Origin of the sequence: Pedobacter suwonensis (genome assembly GCF_007833675.1) — a bacterium.
Lineage (GTDB): Bacteria > Bacteroidota > Bacteroidia > Sphingobacteriales > Sphingobacteriaceae > Pedobacter > Pedobacter suwonensis.
Genome location: NZ_CP031708.1, coordinates 5,477,274 through 5,496,658, shown reverse-complemented (window position 1 = coordinate 5,496,658; position 19,385 = coordinate 5,477,274). Strand labels below are relative to the sequence as shown.

Genomic DNA, 19,385 nt, shown 5'->3' with positions numbered 1-19,385 from the left:
TAACCGTTAAGTATTGATCTATTTCTAGACATTATCCGCATCAGTTAAAGTAATTTTGGGATGAATGGAATCGCTGATGAGTTCCATCAAATTTTTAAGGGAAATGGTAAATGGAACAATGGTACGATCTAACAGGTAAAGGTTTTTCTTTTTCCTGTCGATCTTGTTTACAAAGGTTTTGTTAATAAGATAAGTTTGGCTAATCCGGATAAACTGGCTGGATGAAAGCTGCGCGCATATTTTGGATAAGGATTTAGCCAGTGTATGTTTCTGTCCATTATGGAGGTTAATGTGGGTATAACATCCATCCGACTGGCAGAAAATAATTTCGTCAAACTGTACAACATGGATGTAATCACTGTTGGAAATAATCAGTTTTTGAGCAGGTGTTTGTGTAGAGCGCATAGTGTGTGATCAATTATGGGTGTTCAATTATGGGTGTTCATTTATGTGTGTATCTTCTAAAAAACTGGTTATAAAATAGCGCACAGGTCACACTACCCAGAGGTTAGACTACAGATAAACATCACTGTTTATGATATTGACGACTAATTTCAAAAAACCAAATGGTAAAAAAATTGCAAGTTTTAAACCAACTTACAACAAAGCTAAACTGTATGATTAATTACATTTTAAAACACAGTAAAGCGGCAAAAATAGCTAATAAAACCTTATCCTAGCTGCACAGGTAGGAAGTCTTATGTTAAATTTTTACGCTACTTCATTATAGTTAAAAACTCTTTTTTAACCCATTTATTATCCGCTGCAATTTTAAACCAGTCATTTTTTTCATCAATTACAAATACTTCCTGATTTTTTGATAAGGAGCCTAGTTTGGGATAGTTGGTGCCAGGGCCACTGCGTACATTCAGCGCATTGGCATTGATTATATAGCGTTTTACTTCTTTTGTATAAGCAGCATTTACCCAATGACTTTCGGAGGAGGATATTTTATACCAGCCGTTTTTAATTTCGTAAACCCTTAATATAGCACCTAATATAGCTGCATCCCTACCTTTTACTTTATTGCTTTTAGTGTCAGCATCTTCTCTTATATTTAAACTGTCAGCAGTAACGTAAACATATTTTAATATGGGAACATTTGTTGAGGGCACTGGAGTATTTAATATTTTAGAAACAAGCGGCAAAAAGCTCTTTTCACAATCGGCTACTTTATTGCCTCCAAAAAAGTTTGTACCCGGACAGGTTTTATTGTTTTTAGTACCGTTATTGCGCTCACCTGTTGAGAGGTTAAACCAATGATGGTAGACAATTTTATTGCTGTTAACTGGGATAGTGAATTTTTTACATAAAGCAGCCGTCACTCTTATAATGGTTTCCTTATGGGCAGCTGTCATGGTATCTTTACCTGAATCAAAATTACCCAGATTTTCTATACAGATGGCATTGGCATTAAAACCAAAAATACAGGCCGGCGTTTGCTCCAAGCTCCTTCCGGTTAATATGCTTCCATCAGGAAACGTGATAAAATGTTGTCCGATTTCCATCCAGCCATTATTATTCACATGATAATCTTTCATGGCCTGTTGCAGCTCAAAATGATTATCATTTTTAAACGAGATGTAACTCGGATTCCAGGTATGATGTTGTTGAATGTATAAAATGGTTTTGGCCACTTTTAAATTGGCAATCCATTGTTCAAATTCGGAAATACTAAGTTTGGTGAAGCCTGATTTAGAGATCATGATCGCGTTTTTATTTTTTAATGTATATGCACATTTAAATGGTGTTTAATACAGAAAGAAAAATACAGTTTTTTCACAAATCTTCCAGATTTATTTTTCAACGAATGATGTCAAAAACGGAAATGATGGCAATTAATCATCCATCGGCCACAAATAAACCCTATCTTTAAGAATTATACAAAAGATTATTTTTCTTAATTATAAATGGGAAAAGTCTGAAAATGAAGAGCCAGACATCAGAAGTTTAAGAAAAATTGACAATGAATTAGCAACGAGCTGTTATTATTTTCTTTTACGCTTTTTCTGTTTTTGCCACCAGATCATAAATCCCGTTATTGGTAAACTCGCCGCAACCAGGGCCGCTAAAAGTGAAAGAATTTTGTTCGGAAGACCAAAAAGCCTTCCCGTATGCAGATCGTAATTGGTGGCCTCTATTAAATCGGCCCCATTATAATCTTTGAACAGTTTGGCCCTGATCATTCTGCCTGTAGCCTCCTCATAAAAAAAGGTGTTTTGCTTGCGTGCCCATTGATACGGATAAATCATCCTTAACCGCAGTTCGCCTTTACCCCGAAGCGAAAGACTGGTAGATATCGCACCGGGATATTTAATTTTGGCCTCGGTATATATTTTATTGTAGCGCACAGGTATAGGATCTATAGTTGCGGGTTTGGGCGAAACGATAGCTTTCCCCTGCCCCAGTTTACTGCCGGTAAAAAAACTTGCTGCATTTTTTACTTCTTTAAAGGCAAAGTACAGGCCTGTTAAGGCAGTAATCAACAGCACAAACGATGCATAAAAACCCAATACATTATGCAAATCATAATTGAGCCGTTTAAATGAAGCTTTTCTTTTAATCGTTAATGATTGTTTTAACAAACGCATTTGGCCAGGAAACCAAAGGATGAGTCCGGTAATGAGCATCACTACAAAAATAACTACCGACCATTGGATGATAAACTTGCCTGTTTTACCCAACAATAACGAAATATGGATATGCTCTACTACCTGTAGCCAGTCTTCACCTCCTTTTTTTATTAGAGTAGCATCATAAGGGTTGAAATAGTAAACCTTACCCTTTTTACTGGTCATTTCCACTGTCGCATTTGGCTGTGCATCTTCTACCCTTACCAGCCTGAGTTCATCTCTGGGTGAAAGTTTTTCAAATGCTGAAATCACTTTATCCAACCCCACGAAAGGCTTATCCTGAATCCTTACGTACCGAAAATCTTTTTGCGTAAAATTCCTGATCTCTTCTTCAAAAATATACAGCGCACCGGTAACACTAATAATAAATACCACCAGGCCAGTTACCAGGCCGAGCCAGAGGTGAATGCTCCTGATGGCATTTTTAAATGTTCTGTTCTTCATTGCTTAAAAAGCGTAACCCAGTGATAAGTTAAACCTACGCCCGTTACCACGCACATAATTAACATTGCTGCCATAAAACTGAGAAATAGCAGGATAATAAACTTTATTCAACAGGTTTTCTATGCCTAAAGAAAGTTTCAACGGTTGTGTAACCTGATATACTGCTGCAACGTTAAATAAGTTGAAAGCTTTTACCGGTCCCTCACCAATTAAATACTTTCCTGCAGCGTTCGTTTTAAAACGGTCGCGGTTTCCTACACGCATCCAGTTCACATCCAAACTTAAGTTTTTAATACCCGAATATTTCAAATAAACAGTAGTTTTTGATGGCGGGATGCGCGTTGTATTTAAATACACATCTTTCTCCCCATTAAAGTTACCGTCATTATCTACATCTCCTTTTCCTTCTACCTGCGCATAGTTACCACCTATACTCAACTCGCGTAGCAACTGGTAATCAGCCTGGACTTCAAATCCATATACCCGCTCGGGGATCCGTTGAGAAATATAAGTACCATTTACCTCTAAAAGATTGGCACCCAGTTTAGAAGTGCTGTAATAGTAAGCAGCACTGAAATTAAGTTTATCTATGCTGCTGCTAAAACCTGCTTCATAATTGTTTACAATGATAGGTTTGGTTTCCAGTTGTGCTAACGTATTGCTTTTTGCAGCCCTTAATACCCTGCCCAACTCAAATACTGAAAAAGACTGTGCATAACTGATAAAAGGGTTAAAAAACTTAAATCTAGAGTAACGTGCGCCGGCATTAAATACCAAAGCATTGTAATTTAACTTACCACCCTGTACCGCTATACTTCCGGCACCGTTTGCACCGGTAGCCAGGGTATTAAAGTCGTCTACATCAATGTTGATATTTTCTACCCTTAAGCCTCCTTTTATGGTTAAATCATTAATTAATGTTGCTGAAGCCTGCAGATAAGGCGCAAAATTTACCATATTCATATCAGGCACCCATAACCGACCATCAGTTAAGCTTTGCGCGGTTTTATCGTTCATTAAATCCAAACCATAGTTTAACTGCATTGGTACCTGAGCTGTTAAATTAAATGGTGTATTCAGGTTTACCCTTGCCCCTTTTTTGGTAGAGGTAATAGCCGATTGGCCGCCACCGAAAAATGATGCCGAATTAGAATAAATGGTATAGAAATCCTGGTAATATACGTTGGCTGTTAAATCAGTTTTACCAAAAATCTGTTGATTGGTGTATTGTAAATTGGCATTATGGTTAAATCTTGTACCTTCATCTTCACCTAACCTTGTACCATATATCCCAATAGCGGGCGACTGTCCGTAAATGCCTTCTTTGGTGATGTATTTAGAACGTTGTCTGGAACTGAAATAATTATACATGAGCTGCAAACGCTGCTTTGGTGTGAAGTTATAACCTAATTTTACAAAACCATTGTAAGATCTGGTTTCGCCTAAACCATATTCCGGCGAAATCACCAAACCATCAGCATCACGGAAAACACCGGTTTTTTCGAACATGCCACTTACTATGTAATCAAATTTACCTGTTTTACCATATAGCTGTTGCGAAAAACGGTAACCAATAGTACTATCACCTTTTAGGTTTCCTGTGATTCCGGCCTGAGAATAACCTCCGAATGATTTTCCCTGGTCGGCCTTTTTGGTGATATAATTGATCAAACCACCTTCTGCACCATTACCGTAAATCGCGGTAGCACCTTTAATCACTTCAACGCGCTCAATAACAGATGGATCTATGCTGCGGATATCCCTTCCACCTGCCCTTAGTGGCGTTGATTGTGGGATACCATCAATTAAAACCAACACATTTCTACCACGCAAAGTCTGACCAGAGTTACCGGTTTGATTGGTTGAAAAACCCAATCCGGGTACGCTGTAAGAAAGTATATTGGCTAAGTTTGGGCTAATTGTTGATTGTGTATTTAGTTCTTTTGCTGTAAGCACCGTTACCGATGATGGCGTTTGTGATAATGACTCTGGCCTTCTGCTTGCCGAAACAATTACATCATTTAGCCCTTCAGCTTGTTCTTTTAAAACAAACGTGACAGAAACGGTATCATTCGCATTAACGGACACTACCTGTTCGAACGGATCGTAACCTGTAATCGATACTTTAACCTGCTGATTACCTATAGAAACAGCATTTAATTTAAATACGCCCGTTTTATCAGAAGTAGTTTTAAGGTTTTGTTTCTTAACCTGTACATTGGCGAAAGGGATACCGTTCCCTAACGAATCTACAATTTTTCCTTTGATGGTTCCTTGCTGTACTTGCGCAAACAATGTAACCGTAGGAAGTAAAATAAATGCTGTGACAAAAAATTTTAGATATAGTGACCTCATGAAATTATAGAAATTTCGGCAAATCTAACATTATTTAGACTTGTTAAAAATAATAATTCAAAAAAGAGTTTTAATTTGATTTAATCTTGCCCCATTTAGAATTAACGAGGCATAAACATTGATTATTTGAGATCATCCAAAAACGGTATCGATTGATAAAGATGATTTGACTTACGTGCTAAAAAAACACTTGTAAAACAAATAGTTAAGCATATAACACCAATAAAAATGAGCATTTTTTTAAGTGTTTCTTATCAAACTGACCACGTGACGATTTAATCTATTTTTTAAAATGATCGCCAGTATTTCTTCAGGGAGCTGTTTGTCTTTCTTTCTTTGCTGGTCCCCGCTCGTGCCTTGCTCCGGTCAATCCACCGCAATAAGATTTATGAATAATAAGACACTTCAACTGAAAACCGGCAAATGATAACTGTTCTAGCTTCTGATTGCCTCCACGGGATCCAGCCTTGACGCTGAATAGGCTGGCCAAAAACCGGATATAGTGCCAATAATAATGGATATACCAATGCCTAAAGCAATATTATTCAGTCCTAATATAATATGAAAATCTGTCGCGGCACCGATGGCCAGAGCGAGCAGAAAGACGAGTAACAACCCCAGTAAACCACCTAAAATACAAAGCGAAATAGACTCAAAAATAAATTGAAGCAATATAAAATAGTTTTTTGCACCTAACGATTTCTGGATACCAATAATATTGGTACGTTCTTTAACCGACACAAACATGATATTGGCAATACTAAAACCACCAACCAAAATCGAAAATCCGCCAATTACCCAACCTGCAATATTAACCATCTTAAACATCGAGTCCAACTGATTAGAAATAATAGTGGTTTTATTCAGCGCAAAATCTTCTTCCTTGCCGGGCTTGATTCTATGGATGGAGCGCATTAACCCCCTCAATTCGCTCTCTACCTCTTCAAGGCTTACATTATCATTACCGCGAACAGTAATTTGCGGGCCATAACGTTCATTTTGGATGTCTAAAACACCCTTTGCAAAAGTAATGGGAATATTTACATTTTTATCGAGCGAAGTACCTAACATATCCTCCCCTTCTTTTTTAAAAACACCAATAACCGTTAACCTTCTCCCTAAAATCTGTACCTGCTTACCCACTGCTGCATCTCCATTAAAAAGTCCATCGGCTATGTCAGAACCTAAAATACAGACAGGAGATCCATTTTTACTTTCATTTTCAGTAAAATAACGTCCATCCTGAAGCTCGAAATTCCAGGTTTTATTAAAATCGTGCGATGCCGCCCAAACCGAAATTCCTTCAACCGAGCTACTTCTATATTTGATAACCCTATCGCTAGCCGATATTTCGAATGTAACGCCTTGAGCATTTTCAATCCGCTCGCGGAGCGCTTCGAAATCACGCAATGAAGGCTGAGGGCGGTTCATATATTTCCACCAAGGATAATTATCACCAAAACTCCATGGCCATTTTTGAATATAAATGGTATTAGAGCCTAATTTATCTACACTGGCCTGCAATTTTCCACGAAAGGTATCTACCGCAGAAAATACAGCTATAATGGTAAAGATACCGATTGTTATGGCCAGAAGCGATAACATGGTACGTAACTTATTTTGGCGCAATGCATCAAATGCAAAACGGAAACTCTCGCCTATTAGCCTAAAGATTATCATAATTACAGGTTAGATGCAAAGCCTTTGAAAAGGTTACAGATTATGGTCAAAACTAATTAATTTTATGTCTATTAATACGCGGATAGCATTGTATATTTTGATTTAAAATGATCAAAACATAATATACATAAATTGCGTTTGATAAAATACGAAAAAGAAAAATTAAATTCGTATTTTTGCACCTCAAAAAATTCATCAAGAATGAAATTATCACAATTCAAATTCAACTTACCTGAATCTTTAGTAGCCAATAACCCGGCAGAACAACGCGATGAAGCCCGCTTAATGGTTTTACATAAAGACAGCGGTAAAATTGAGCATAAAATTTTCAAAGACGTTTTAGGTTATTTCGATGACAAAGACGTCATGATATTAAACAATACCAAGGTTTTTCCTGCCCGTTTATATGGAAATAAAGAAAAAACCGGTGCTACTATCGAGGTTTTCTTGCTACGTGAATTAAATAAGGAATTACGTTTATGGGATGTTCTGGTAGATCCGGCACGTAAAATCCGTGTAGGCAATAAACTATATTTTGGAGACGATGATCTGTTGGTTGCCGAGGTTGTAGATAATACTACATCACGTGGACGTACCATCCGTTTCTTATTTGAAGGAACAGATGAAGAATTCAGAAAAAATGTTGAAATTTTAGGCGAAACCCCACTTCCCAAATATATTAAACGTAAAGCTACTGCTGAAGATAAAGAGCGTTACCAAACTATCTTCGCTAAACACGAAGGCGCAGTGGCAGCTCCAACTGCAGGTTTACACTTCAGCCGGGAACTGATGAAACGTCTTGAACTTAAAGGAGTAGAATTCGCAGAAGTAACGCTACACGTAGGTTTAGGAACGTTCAGAACGGTTGAGGTTGAGGATTTGACTAAACACAAAATGGATTCGGAGCAGTTTATCATCGAACAAAAAGATGCAAACATTGTAAACAAAGCGATCGAAGACAGAAAAAAAATCTGTGCAGTTGGAACAACTTCCATGCGTGCAATCGAATCTGCTGTTTCTGCCAACAGAACATTAAAGGCGGCAAACGATTGGACCAGTAAGTTTATCTTCCCTCCTTACGATTTCAGCATTGCAAACGCGATGATCACCAATTTCCATACGCCAGAATCTACTTTATTGATGATGGTTAGCGCATTTGGCGGGTATGAAAACGTAATGAATGCATACGAAGTTGCAGTAAAAGAAAAATATAAATTTTACAGCTATGGCGATGCCATGCTAATTATATAAGTTTCGCGGTTGGCGTTTGGCGGTTTAGCGCTAAACGCCTTTCCCTAAACGCTCAACTATGAAATACTACGCTATAATTGTAGCAGGCGGTTCTGGCAATCGGATGCAAACAGAAACCCCAAAACAATTTCTACTGCTTAAAAACCTGCCGGTTTTGATGCATACCATAAAAGCTTTCGCGGCCAGCAATACTCAACCCAAAATCTTATTGGTTTTAAATAAAGATCAGCAGGCTTACTGGGGCAGACTCTGCAACGAATTTAATTTCCATATACCACACCAGATTGTTGACGGCGGCACAGAGCGCTTTTATTCGGTTAAAAATGCCATTTATAGCATTGAAGAAGAGGCCTACGTTGCCATTCATGACGCTGTTCGTCCGCTGGTTTCAAAAAGACTGATTGATAGCTGCTATGCAGAAGCTGCAAAACAAGGCAATGTTATTGCGGCAGTGCAATCAAGCGATAGCGTACGTTTGGTTAAAAACAAAAAAACATCAGCTTTAAAACGGGATGAGATCTTTTTAGTGCAAACTCCGCAAACTTTCAGCCTTGACATCCTTAAAGAGGCTTACAATCAGGAATTTAACCCTCATTTTACCGATGATGCGAGTGTAGTAGAAGGTATTGGGCATGAAATCAATATTATTGAAGGAGAGAGAGCTAATATTAAAATCACCTACCCCATTGATCTCGAACTTGCCGAATTGTTGCTAAAAAACTAAAGGCTGGATTCTGATTCGAAAATAAGCCTTACCTCGTCAAATTCCTTTAATTGAGTTAAATTTTAGCGAAAGCTTATATTAAAAAAAGGAATTCCAAAAATGAAACTCCTTTTTTTAATCCATCTATTTTAAAGTGTTTTTCTTACTTCTTGAATGAATGAATTTGGTGACAACTTTATTTTACGCTGCCCTACCAATTACCTTTAATAAGATAGCAATAACTGCGATTACCAGTAAAACGTGGATTATACCACCAACGTCGCCGAAGCCGTGAAATACAAATCCGATCACCCATAGTATAACTAATACTACTGCGACTAAGTACAATAAATTTCCCATAGTGTTAATTTTTTAGCAATGTTTATATTTTTGCTTTATTAACACCCCTATTGAAGCTTTTGTTTAGAAAATGTAAAATATTTGGCTACTGTATTGATTTACAATATCAAAAAACAACCTGTATAAAAAAACCTTTCAGTATTTCTGAAAGGTTTTTTATGTTTTATTAAGCTTTAGTATTCATCCTCATTAAAGAAAAAATCCTCTTTAGTTGGGTAATCCGGCCAAATTTCCTCAATGGTTTCGTAAGGTTCTCCATCGTCTTCTAATGCCTGTAAATTTTCTATCACTTCTACCGGGGCACCAGAGCGGATACCATAATCAATTAATTCATCTTTAGTTGCAGGCCATGGTGCGTCTTCCAGGTGCGATGCTAGTTCTAATGTCCAATACATATCGTCAATTCAATTAAATTCCTATTCTTATTATTGCGCAAATTATATTAAAATTTTTGAGCAAAACAAACTTATTTTTCCACTATTAAACCCTCGGAATCCAAATATTTTCTTCGGCGTTAAAATATACGGTCAGTTTTCGTGCCAAAACGAATAAATAGTCACTTAAACGATTTAAATAAATGGTTACATGCTCATCTACAAAGCTATTTTCTGCAAGGGCTACTGCCAAACGTTCAGCTCGTCTGCAAATACAACGTGCAATATGGCAGTAAGAAATTACCGTGTTTCCACCCGGCAAAACAAAGTGTTTTAAGTCAGGCAGATTTTCGTTCATCAGATCCATCTCCTTTTCCAATAAGGCAATATCAGCATCATGCAGATCTGGAATCTTCATTTTAGATTTGTCAGGGTCTGCCGCCAAGGAAGCTCCGATGGTAAATAGCCTGTCCTGAATTTCCTTTAGTAATTGCTGATCATAGTTGTCAATATCCTGACACATAATTAAACCGATGTATGAATTTAATTCATCAACAGTTCCATAAACTTCTATGCGCAAGTGATATTTGGGAACACGGGTACCACCAATTAGTGAGGTCTGGCCCTTATCGCCTGTTTTAGTGTAGATTTTCATATCCCCTAACCCCTTAAGGGGTAATAATATGGTTAATCCTAAAAGCCCCCTTTAGGGGAATTAGGGGTTAATTAATTTTTTCCCAATCGCTGCCCGCTTCTTTCAGTGCCTGCAAACGCGGGGATACATTTTTTATATCTGTATTTAAATAATCATTTTCGATCAAACCATCACGCATACGCACGATACGGTGGGCATGCTGCGCAATATCTTCCTCGTGTGTAACCAAAATAATGGTATTGCCTTTACTATGGATTTCTTCTAAAAGCCCCATAATTTCAATGGAAGTTTTGGTATCTAAGTTACCAGTGGGCTCATCGGCCAAGATGATGGAAGGGTTATTGATTAAAGCCCTGGCTACAGCTACACGCTGACGTTGACCGCCCGAAAGTTCATTGGGTTTATGGTCCATACGGTTACCCAGTCCCACATTTTCCAATGCTATGGCAGCCCTTGAATCGCGGTCCTTTTTACTGGTTCCGGCATAAATCAAAGGTAAAGCAACGTTGTCTAAAGATGTAGAACGCGGCAATAAATTAAAAGTCTGGAAAACGAAACCGATTTCCTTGTTGCGCACTTCTGCTAAGGCATCATCACTCATCTGGCTTACATTAGTTCCGTTTAAAACATATGTTCCGCTTGATGGCGTGTCCAAACAACCTAAAATATTCATCAGGGTTGATTTTCCAGAACCAGATGGCCCCATCAATGCAACAAATTCACCTTTGTAAATATCTAAAGAAACTGATTTTAAAGCGTGAATCACTTCAGATCCAATCACATATTTACGGCCAATTTCTTTTATCGTGATGAGTGGTTTCTCCATGTTTTTTCTTTTTTAGACAAGCATAGCAGGCAAGATGTTACAAGAGCTTAAAAATTAAGCATAATCTTAATCTTTAGGGATACCTAATAATCATATTGATTATTAGAACAGCATGATGAAAATTATGATTTTTCAATAATTTTTGGCACCATAAAAAACTGATCGGTATGCTTAGCGGCATTTTTCAAACCATCGGCAGTAGTAATTTCCTGCTTGACTATATCCTCTCTCCAAACATTTACAGATTCGTTCATGTAAACCAAAGGTTTTACGTTAGCAGTATCTAATTCATTTAACTTTTCCATGAACGATAAAATTTTATTCATTTCAGGAATCAATGTATTCACCTGCTTTTCATCAATATGAATTCGGGCCAGATCGGCTATTTTATGAATGGTTTTTGCGTCTAAATTCATATTTATTTCAACTTACTATCTATCAATCTATAAACCTTTTCTTTCAATACATCTGCATCAACATCAGCCAAGATTGATGTATTGATAGGTTTGTGGACGTAAATATCGCAAATTCCTGGCTTACTTCCATATTTTGAACCGTCGTCCCAGTTTATTTTCCACACATCGATAATGCTTACAGGTACCAAGGGGATATTTTTATCGATAGCTAAACGGAAAGGACCATTTTTAAACTCGGCTAACTTTGGTGGATAATGGTCATCAATTTTTCCTTCGGGAAAAATAACCAGGCTCATCCCTTTCTCCAGGTTTTCTCCAGCTTTTTTAAAAGCCCTAAAAGCAGAAATCTTACTCTCCCGGTTAACCGATATATCAATGGTTTTAAAGAAAATGCTTAAAACAGGATTGTTTAATAGTTCATCTTTACCCATAAAATGGAATTTACCATGTCCCATGATGCAAAAAATCATGATATCCAGATTAGAAGTATGGTTGGCACAATATATATATGTTTTTGTGCGGTCGAGTTTTTCCTGATATTGATAACGAAAAAAAACACCTGAAAACAGACTGCATAAAAAGCTGTTGGCTTTTCTAAAAAAATTCAGAATGCCATAATATTTCTCATTACGAGAGGTAACGTAATATAAAGGATAAAAAAGCGCGAAGAAAAACAGTATCCAGAATAGAAACCATACCCGGTGTACTTGCCTTAGAAAGTTGATCATAGATATACCAAAAATATAAAATTGTTTGAAATTCCAAACTAAAGGTTAAGATTGTGTGGTGACGGACAAAAAAGACACTGCTTTGCTTTTACTAAGCCATCAGGCGTTGACTCAATTGGTGGTTGCTATTTGCCGCTATTATTGGCAATTTGTAGTCGCCCCTTTTGGATCATTTAACATAGGATTTTTAAATAAATTAATCAACCACTCTGCCCATCAGGAGTAAATCGCTTCCGGATTGAAGCTACCCAAGCAGCACCAGCTTGGGTCATTAAACCTGATGGAAGCGGCAGCCTCGAAGTATGAGGGCTACAGCGAACAGCAGGACTACAGCAAGCGAAACGCACTAAACGTTCATTTCCAAAAACCTTAATTGATGAACCAACATCACGACATTTAACTATTAAGTCAACTTCTTTATAACAAACTAATCAACCACCCCGCCCTACGGGCACCCCTCCTTACTAAGGAGGGGAATAAATCGCTTATGGAATAAAGCCCCCCAAGTAGCACCAGCCTTTGTTATTAAACCTGATGGAAGCGGCAGCCCCGAAGTATGAGGGCTACAGCGCACAGCAGGACTACAGCAAGCGAAACGCACTAAACGTTCATTTCCAAAAACCTTAATTGATGAACCAACATCACGACATTTAAGTATTAAGCAACCTTCTTTAGAATAAACCCATCAACCACCCCGCCCTACGGGCACCCCTCCTTACTAAGAAGGGGAGTAAATCACTTCCGGAATGAAGATCTCCAAAAAAACCTGATTGATGAAACCAACATCATGACATTTAAATATTAAGTCAACTTCTTTATAACAAACTAATCAACCACCCCGCCCTACGGGCACCCCTCCTTACTAAGGAGGGGAGTAAACCGACACCGGAATGAAGCCCCCAAAAAACCTTAATTGACGAACCAAAATCACGACATTTAACTATTAAGTCAACTTCTTTATAACAAACTAATCAACCACCCCGCCCTGCGGGCACCCCTCCTTACTAAGGAGGGGAATAAATCACTTCTGGAATGAAGATCTCCAAAAAGACCTGATTGATGAACCCAACATCATGACGTTTGAGTATTAAGCCAACTTATTTAGAGTAAACCAATCAACCACCCCGCCCTACGGGCACCCCTCCTTATTAAGGAGGGGAGTAAACCGACACCGGAATGAAGATCTCCAAAAAAACTGATTGATCAACCAACATCATAATCGCACCAAATCTTACAGTAACCCACATGCTAAAACCACCTATCAAACGTTATTTTAAGACATACAGGTTTTGGAAACCTGTAAGGTTTGACTAACTTAGCAGCCTAACCAAAAATTCATAAAATTTACTATACATGAAAGAAGTTGTAATTGTATCAGCTGTACGTACACCTATTGGCAGTTTTGGAGGCTCATTGGCTCAATTCTCTGCTACCCAGCTCGGAGGCTTCGCTATTAAGGCCGCTATTGAAAAAGCCGGCTTAAAACCCGAACAGATTCAGGAAATATACATGGGCAACGTTTTGTCGGCCAATTTAGGACAGGCACCGGCTACACAAGCCGCAAAATTTGCCGGCTTACCAGATTTACCTTCCACCACTATCAATAAAGTATGTGCTTCCGGCACCAAAGCCATTATGCTGGCCGCACAAAGTATTGCAAACGGCGACAATGAAATTATTGTAGCAGGTGGCATGGAAAGCATGAGTAATGTTCCCTATTATCTGGACAAGGCAAGAAATGGCTATCGCCTGGGCCACGGACAGATTACAGACGGCCTGGTAAAAGATGGCCTTTGGGATGTATACAATGACTACCACATGGGCTCTGCAGCCGAACTTTGTGCTACTGAATGCCAAATCAGTCGCGAAGCGCAGGATAATTTTGCTATCGAATCGTACAAAAGGGCGCAAGCCGCACAGCGTTCAGGTAAATTTACAGATGAAATTGTGGCCATTGAGGTTAAAGGCCGTAAAGGAGAAATTACCCTGGTGGATACTGACGATGAACCTACAGCGGTTAAATTTGATAAAATACCTTCACTGAAACCTGTTTTCAAAAAAGATGGAACGGTAACTGCTGCAAATGCCTCTACTTTAAACGATGGTGCAGCAGCATTGGTTTTGATGAGCGCTGACAAAGCAAAGGAACTGGGCTTAAATCCGTTAGCTAAAATTTTAGGTTATGCTGATGCACAACAAGCACCAGAATGGTTTACAACGGCGCCTTCAAAAGCAATTCCTTTAGCTTTACACAAAGCCAATGTAAATGTAAAAGATGTAGATTATTTTGAAATCAATGAAGCTTTCTCTGTCGTTTCCATCGCCAATAACCAACTATTGGAATTGAACGATAATCAGGTTAATGTTAATGGAGGTGCGGTTTCATTGGGTCATCCGCTGGGTGCATCGGGTGTCCGGATTGTAGTTACCTTACTTTCGGTATTGGCACAAAATAACGGCAAAATCGGTGTGGCAGGAATCTGTAACGGTGGTGGGGGCGCAAGCGCAATTGTTATTGAGAAACTATAATTTTTTTGCATCGTTTTTGTGCATTTAATGATATGAAAGTGATCAGGTTTTGTATTCTTTTCATCTGCGGAACGCTAAGCCTGGGCTTAAAGGCGCAGCAAACCCCGGGCGCATTAAATGTGTTTCAGGATAGCCTGATTAAAATATCGGCAAGGGTTACTGCTGCGCAAAGCGATGCCCAAAAACTAGAGACAAATGGCAGTTTTGTAAAAACACTGGTGGAGGCTTTAAAAATGCCTCATTCTTTCTCTTACCCTTTCGACTCACTTAAAAATGTATCGGTAATTCAATCACCCGATCAGGCTTTTAGGATTTTAAGTTGGTATGTACTGCTCGAAAACGGTACGTACCGCTATTATGGTGCTGTGCAGATGAACACCAAGAGCGGACCGTTGAAACTTTATCCTTTAATTGATCAAACCGATAATATTAACGACCCTAATGGCGTTACCAACAACCAGAAATGGTTCGGCGCCAGGTATTATGAAATTATTCCGGTAACCAGCGGGAGCCGTTTGCCTTATTATGTGCTTTTGGGATGGAAAGGCAATACGCAGATGACTACAAAGAAAGTAATCGAAATTCTTGCTTTTGACAAAGACAAGCTCAGCTTTGGGGCGCCTGTTTTCGATGGCAAAGCGCTTAAAGGAAAAAACAGGGTCATATTTGAGTATGCAAAATCTAACGCCATGACCTTAAAAACAGATATGAAAGCCGGCCTGATTGTTTTTGATCATCTGGCTTCATTTGATCCGGAAATTAAGGGAAAATTTGAGTATTATGGGTCGGATGGTACTTTTGATGGCTTCAAAATTATAGGCGGAAGACTAAAGCTGCAGGAAGATATCTTGCTCAATAATGATCCGGACGAGAATGATGCACTTTATGCAGACCCAAAGAAAAATATTAAACCGATCAGGAAGTTTTGATTTTTAACAAATCATTTACCTTACTCCTCGCTCAAAAACTTGTGAGTTTGCCAATCGCTCACTATATTGCGCCCTGCTAAACTAACTTAAACAACACACAAATTCTGAATTCATAAACTAAAACCAACAAATGTTTTATGCAAACATCTAATGAAACCATTAGTATAGACCATGATAAGGAACTCGACCTTCATTTAGAAAGTCAGGGCGTATCCAAAGAAAAACTATTTAGCCACCCTGTTGGCCTTTTTGTGCTTTTTTTCACCGAGATGTGGGAAAGATTTAGCTATTACGGTATGCGGGCCATATTGGTTCTTTTCCTGATTAGTGACCTGAGTAAAAACGGTTGGGGCTGGCCACGGCCAGAAGCTTTACAGCTTTATGCCATTTACACAGGTTTAGTATATTTTACCCCAATATTGGGTGGTTTAATTGCCGATAGATTTACAGGTTATAGAAAAGCTGTTATCATCGGCGCTTTTGTTATGACGCTCGGCCATGCAGCTATGGCACTTGAAGGTTTCAGCAATAACTTTTTCTATGCCGGCTTGCTATTATTGATTATAGGAAACGGATTTTTTAAACCAAATATCTCTTCCATTGTAGGGAAGCTTTATCCCCCTATCAGCGATAAAAAAGACAGTGCCTATGCCATTTTCTACATGGGTATTAACTCTGGAGCCTTCATCGGGATGTTAATGTGTGGTTACATTGGCGAAAAAGTTGGCTGGCACTACGGTTTCGGTCTTGCCGGTATTTTTATGCTCTTCGGTATGTTGCAATTTTACTTTGGACAAAAAATTTTCGGCGTAATAGGCGCTTCGGTAGATAGAGCAAAAGAAGTTGAAAAAGTAGACCCAACAGTAGAAGAAATTCCGAAAAAAGTAAGGAGCCAGCGTTTATGGGTTATTGCCATCTTATCCGTCTTTACCATTTTCTTCTGGATGGTATTCGAACAGGCTGGTGGTTCGATGACTATTTTCGCTAAAGATTATACACTTAGAAATTTAACCGGCGGTGCCGCAACTACTTTTAAATGGGTAGACAGCGTTCTTACGATATTTCCATTGGTAGCCGTAACTTTTGTATTATTCTCATTAGCCAGAAAAATATTTAAAAAATATCCGGCAACCATTTTATTTACCTTATTAAGCTTTGCCATTATCTGGGTATTAGCCATCTGGAAAGTAAGTCGTGAACTGGGTTCGGTAAGCACCGAAGTACCTGCGTCATGGTTCAGCGTTCTTAACTCATTCTTTATTGTTTCTTTAGCGCCAATTGTTTCTAAAATCTGGGAAACTAAATTTAACCCAAGCGGTCCTGTAAAATTTGGTTTTGGCCTTATATTCGTAGGTATTGGTTTCGCAGGATTGGCTTACGGAGGTTCTGCTATTCCACAGGGCGCTACATCGGCGCAAGTAAGTCTGTTCTGGCTTGTATTCGCTTATTTCTTTCATACTGTTGGCGAACTTTGCATTTCTCCGGTTGGTTTATCTTACGTAAGTAAACTTGCACCATCCAATTTAGTAGGTTTAATGTTTGGTGTATTTTTCACCTGTACCGCCATCGGTAATTACCTTGCAGGTGCCACCGGATCGCTGATTGATAAAATCAGTTCGGCTTATTCCATCTCAACCTTCTTTTTAATCTTCACCATCATTCCTATTGTAGCAGGCTTTATTATGTTCGCCATAAGTCCATTGTTGCGCAAATGGATGCATGGAGTTCACTAATTAAAAAAATACTTTTACTCAAAAGCCCGATATTTGTCGGGCTTTTCATTTTTAAACCTATTTAATGGAAAAAATAGTTTCAATAGAAGAAATTCAAAATTTTAAAGGCAAGTACCCAAAACAGCTCTGGCACTTGTCATTAGTTGAAATGTGGGAGCGTTTCTGCTTTTATGGAATGCGTGGCGTATTGGCTTTCTTCATGGTAGAGCAACTGGGCTTAAGCGATCAGAAATCTAACCTGCAGTACGGAGCTATACAAGCTTTTGTTTATGCATTTACCTTTATAGGTGGCATTTTCGCCGATAAGATTTTAGGCTTTAAAAAATCGTTGTTTTGGGGCGGTACTTTAATGATTATCGGGAACCTGATCCTGGCTTTCTCTCCCCACGATCTGTTTTATGCAGGCATTACCTTATCTATTATAGGAACCGGTTTTTTCAAGCCCAACGTTTCATCAATGGTTGGCGAATTGTACCATGAGACAGACAACCGAAGAGACGCGGGCTACGGGCTTTTTTATGCCGGTATTAATGTTGGTGGCTTACTGGGTGGTGCCATGTGTATCTACCTTGGTAAATATTACAACTGGCATTTGTGTTTCTTATCGGCCGCATTGGTGATGATGTTTGGTTTAGGCACATTCATTTTTACTAAAAAACACCTCGGACCAATCGGTAGCTCTCCATTGCTGCACCTTAAAAAATCAAAACAGCAGCTGTATGAAACAGCCGTTTATGTAGGTTCGGTATTGTGTATTCCATTGATTTACATCATGGTGAAAAATACCGATTTTACTGATTATTTCATGTACACGATCGGCATTATTGCCCTGGTATATTTCTTATACGAAACCTTTAAAATAAAAGATAAAAAAGCCCAGTATAAATTGTTGGCCGCTTTTGTATTCATCTTCTGTTACTTCATTTTTATGGCCATATCTGAGCAGAGCGGTGGTTCGCTTTCGTTATTTGCAAAGGATAACCTGGATCATAAAATCCTCTTCTTTAATATTGATCCTAATGTGGTAAACAATAGCGTTAACTCATTTTTTGTGATCGTTTTCAGTCCGGTTGTAGGTATTTTATGGCTCGGTCTGTATAAGCGTAAAATTGAACCCAATACGGTAGTGAAATTTGGATTGGGCTTTCTCCTGTTGGCTTTAAGTTTTTATGTCTTTTACGCCACCAGATTCTTTGCTAACGCCCAGGGGATTAGCTCACTAAACGTATTTACCTTCGCTTATTTATTATTGACACTAGGCGAACTCTGTTTGGGACCGATAGGGATGTCGATCATTACCAAATTATCGCCAAAGAAGATGTTCGGCATGATGATGGGACTTTGGTTTTTATCAAGTGCGTTCGGGCAATTGGCTGCCGGTAAACTCGGTGCAGAAATGTCGAGTATTGAGAATGCAACATTAACCACTAAATTGATGGCTTATACCGAAGGTTATAAAACGCTGGCATTATATTCTTTAATCGCGGGTTTGGCATTGATTATTTTTTCGCAACTGGTTAAAAAGTTAATGCAGGAGGTGAGGTAAGAAAGACATCGTTTCGAGCAGAGTGGATAAATTTATTTGATAAATGATTGTCTATTGAGATATGTGGAGATTTGAAAATGAAGGGACAGTATTTCCTGGAGGCCTGATGCCCCGCTCTTTGTTTAAAGTCCTCGTCCTCATACTTCGGCCTCCGGTCTTTACACGCCGATCGGGTTTAGAAACAATGGTTTAGCAAATAAAATCTAATCTGTGCCAGACCGCT

General features: G+C 38.6%; 17 protein-coding genes. 6 read left to right on the top strand and 11 right to left on the bottom strand.

Features of this window, described 5'->3' with window-relative positions; all coding sequences use genetic code 11:
- Positions 1–24: 24 nt before the first annotated feature.
- From DV942_RS22585 to DV942_RS22565, 5 genes are all read right to left on the bottom strand, one after another.
- On the bottom strand, positions 25–405 hold the full coding sequence (locus tag DV942_RS22585) for a LytR/AlgR family response regulator transcription factor (RefSeq protein WP_145861269.1): 381 nt from the start codon (positions 403–405) through the stop codon (positions 25–27).
- A gap of 311 nt (positions 406–716) precedes the next feature.
- Positions 717–1,706 (bottom strand): SH3 domain-containing protein, encoded by a 990-nt coding sequence (locus DV942_RS22580; RefSeq protein WP_145861267.1) that lies wholly within the window; start codon positions 1,704–1,706, stop codon positions 717–719.
- Between the two features lie 282 nt (positions 1,707–1,988).
- Positions 1,989–3,077 (bottom strand): PepSY-associated TM helix domain-containing protein, encoded by a 1,089-nt coding sequence (locus DV942_RS22575; RefSeq protein WP_145861265.1) that lies wholly within the window; start codon positions 3,075–3,077, stop codon positions 1,989–1,991.
- Positions 3,078–3,080: 3 nt separating this feature from the next.
- Positions 3,081–5,432, bottom strand: a complete 2,352-nt coding sequence (locus DV942_RS22570) for a TonB-dependent receptor (RefSeq protein WP_145861263.1) — start codon at positions 5,430–5,432, stop codon at positions 3,081–3,083.
- Positions 5,433–5,867: 435 nt separating this feature from the next.
- Positions 5,868–7,112, bottom strand: coding sequence for an ABC transporter permease (locus DV942_RS22565; RefSeq protein ID WP_134203503.1), 1,245 nt, complete (start codon positions 7,110–7,112; stop codon positions 5,868–5,870).
- 201 nt (positions 7,113–7,313) lie between these two features.
- Here DV942_RS22565 and queA point away from each other — a divergent pair, with 201 nt between their 5' ends.
- A complete protein-coding gene (gene queA, locus DV942_RS22560; RefSeq protein ID WP_090987611.1) occupies positions 7,314–8,363 on the top strand; it encodes a tRNA preQ1(34) S-adenosylmethionine ribosyltransferase-isomerase QueA in 1,050 nt (349 codons plus the stop codon).
- 58 nt (positions 8,364–8,421) lie between these two features.
- Positions 8,422–9,087, top strand: coding sequence for a 2-C-methyl-D-erythritol 4-phosphate cytidylyltransferase (locus DV942_RS22555; protein WP_145861261.1), 666 nt, complete (start codon positions 8,422–8,424; stop codon positions 9,085–9,087).
- A gap of 180 nt (positions 9,088–9,267) precedes the next feature.
- Here the strand turns inward: DV942_RS22555 and DV942_RS22550 are convergent, their stop codons facing one another.
- From DV942_RS22550 to DV942_RS22525, 6 genes are all read right to left on the bottom strand, one after another.
- On the bottom strand, positions 9,268–9,426 hold the full coding sequence (locus DV942_RS22550) for a lmo0937 family membrane protein (protein WP_109924584.1): 159 nt from the start codon (positions 9,424–9,426) through the stop codon (positions 9,268–9,270).
- A gap of 173 nt (positions 9,427–9,599) precedes the next feature.
- Positions 9,600–9,821, bottom strand: a complete 222-nt coding sequence (locus DV942_RS22545; RefSeq protein WP_010603503.1) for a DUF2795 domain-containing protein — start codon at positions 9,819–9,821, stop codon at positions 9,600–9,602.
- A gap of 85 nt (positions 9,822–9,906) precedes the next feature.
- A complete protein-coding gene (locus DV942_RS22540) occupies positions 9,907–10,455 on the bottom strand; it encodes a cob(I)yrinic acid a,c-diamide adenosyltransferase (protein ID WP_090987607.1) in 549 nt (182 codons plus the stop codon).
- Between the two features lie 67 nt (positions 10,456–10,522).
- Entirely contained in the window at positions 10,523–11,281 is a 759-nt protein-coding gene (locus DV942_RS22535) for an ABC transporter ATP-binding protein (RefSeq protein ID WP_145861259.1), read from the bottom strand.
- Between the two features lie 122 nt (positions 11,282–11,403).
- The gene (gene gatC, locus DV942_RS22530) at positions 11,404–11,697 is read right to left on the bottom strand and encodes an Asp-tRNA(Asn)/Glu-tRNA(Gln) amidotransferase subunit GatC (RefSeq protein WP_145861257.1); all 294 of its coding nucleotides are present in this window, start codon (positions 11,695–11,697) and stop codon (positions 11,404–11,406) included.
- Between the two features lie 2 nt (positions 11,698–11,699).
- On the bottom strand, positions 11,700–12,425 hold the full coding sequence (locus tag DV942_RS22525) for a lysophospholipid acyltransferase family protein (RefSeq protein ID WP_145861255.1): 726 nt from the start codon (positions 12,423–12,425) through the stop codon (positions 11,700–11,702).
- Positions 12,426–13,778: 1,353 nt separating this feature from the next.
- On the opposite strand from DV942_RS22525, the gene DV942_RS22520 reads away from it, so the two are divergent.
- The 4 genes from DV942_RS22520 (at position 13,779) to DV942_RS22505 (ending at position 19,162) form a co-directional block, all read left to right on the top strand.
- Positions 13,779–14,954 carry an acetyl-CoA C-acyltransferase gene (locus DV942_RS22520; protein WP_145861253.1) on the top strand — a complete coding sequence of 392 codons (1,176 nt, stop codon included), beginning with the start codon at positions 13,779–13,781 and terminating at the stop codon, positions 14,952–14,954.
- A gap of 32 nt (positions 14,955–14,986) precedes the next feature.
- Positions 14,987–15,883 carry a hypothetical protein gene (locus DV942_RS22515; protein ID WP_145861250.1) on the top strand — a complete coding sequence of 299 codons (897 nt, stop codon included), beginning with the start codon at positions 14,987–14,989 and terminating at the stop codon, positions 15,881–15,883.
- 137 nt (positions 15,884–16,020) lie between these two features.
- Positions 16,021–17,616 carry a peptide MFS transporter gene (locus DV942_RS22510; protein WP_145861249.1) on the top strand — a complete coding sequence of 532 codons (1,596 nt, stop codon included), beginning with the start codon at positions 16,021–16,023 and terminating at the stop codon, positions 17,614–17,616.
- 64 nt (positions 17,617–17,680) lie between these two features.
- A complete protein-coding gene (locus tag DV942_RS22505; protein ID WP_145861247.1) occupies positions 17,681–19,162 on the top strand; it encodes a peptide MFS transporter in 1,482 nt (493 codons plus the stop codon).
- Positions 19,163–19,385 lie beyond the last annotated feature (223 nt).

Coding starts and splice junctions, on each gene's coding strand:
- DV942_RS22510 (WP_145861249.1), top strand. CDS start 16,021: ATGCAAACATCTAATGAAACCATTAGTATAGACCATGATAAGGAACTC.
- DV942_RS22520 (WP_145861253.1), top strand. CDS start 13,779: ATGAAAGAAGTTGTAATTGTATCAGCTGTACGTACACCTATTGGCAGT.
- DV942_RS22540 (WP_090987607.1), bottom strand. CDS start 10,455: ATGAAAATCTACACTAAAACAGGCGATAAGGGCCAGACCTCACTAATT.
- DV942_RS22545 (WP_010603503.1), bottom strand. CDS start 9,821: ATGTATTGGACATTAGAACTAGCATCGCACCTGGAAGACGCACCATGG.
- DV942_RS22535 (WP_145861259.1), bottom strand. CDS start 11,281: ATGGAGAAACCACTCATCACGATAAAAGAAATTGGCCGTAAATATGTG.
- DV942_RS22580 (WP_145861267.1), bottom strand. CDS start 1,706: ATGATCTCTAAATCAGGCTTCACCAAACTTAGTATTTCCGAATTTGAA.
- DV942_RS22575 (WP_145861265.1), bottom strand. CDS start 3,077: ATGAAGAACAGAACATTTAAAAATGCCATCAGGAGCATTCACCTCTGG.
- DV942_RS22585 (WP_145861269.1), bottom strand. CDS start 405: ATGCGCTCTACACAAACACCTGCTCAAAAACTGATTATTTCCAACAGT.
- DV942_RS22565 (WP_134203503.1), bottom strand. CDS start 7,112: ATGATAATCTTTAGGCTAATAGGCGAGAGTTTCCGTTTTGCATTTGAT.
- DV942_RS22555 (WP_145861261.1), top strand. CDS start 8,422: ATGAAATACTACGCTATAATTGTAGCAGGCGGTTCTGGCAATCGGATG.
- DV942_RS22550 (WP_109924584.1), bottom strand. CDS start 9,426: ATGGGAAATTTATTGTACTTAGTCGCAGTAGTATTAGTTATACTATGG.
- DV942_RS22570 (WP_145861263.1), bottom strand. CDS start 5,432: ATGAGGTCACTATATCTAAAATTTTTTGTCACAGCATTTATTTTACTT.
- queA (WP_090987611.1), top strand. CDS start 7,314: ATGAAATTATCACAATTCAAATTCAACTTACCTGAATCTTTAGTAGCC.
- DV942_RS22515 (WP_145861250.1), top strand. CDS start 14,987: ATGAAAGTGATCAGGTTTTGTATTCTTTTCATCTGCGGAACGCTAAGC.
- gatC (WP_145861257.1), bottom strand. CDS start 11,697: ATGAATTTAGACGCAAAAACCATTCATAAAATAGCCGATCTGGCCCGA.
- DV942_RS22505 (WP_145861247.1), top strand. CDS start 17,681: ATGGAAAAAATAGTTTCAATAGAAGAAATTCAAAATTTTAAAGGCAAG.
- DV942_RS22525 (WP_145861255.1), bottom strand. CDS start 12,425: ATGATCAACTTTCTAAGGCAAGTACACCGGGTATGGTTTCTATTCTGG.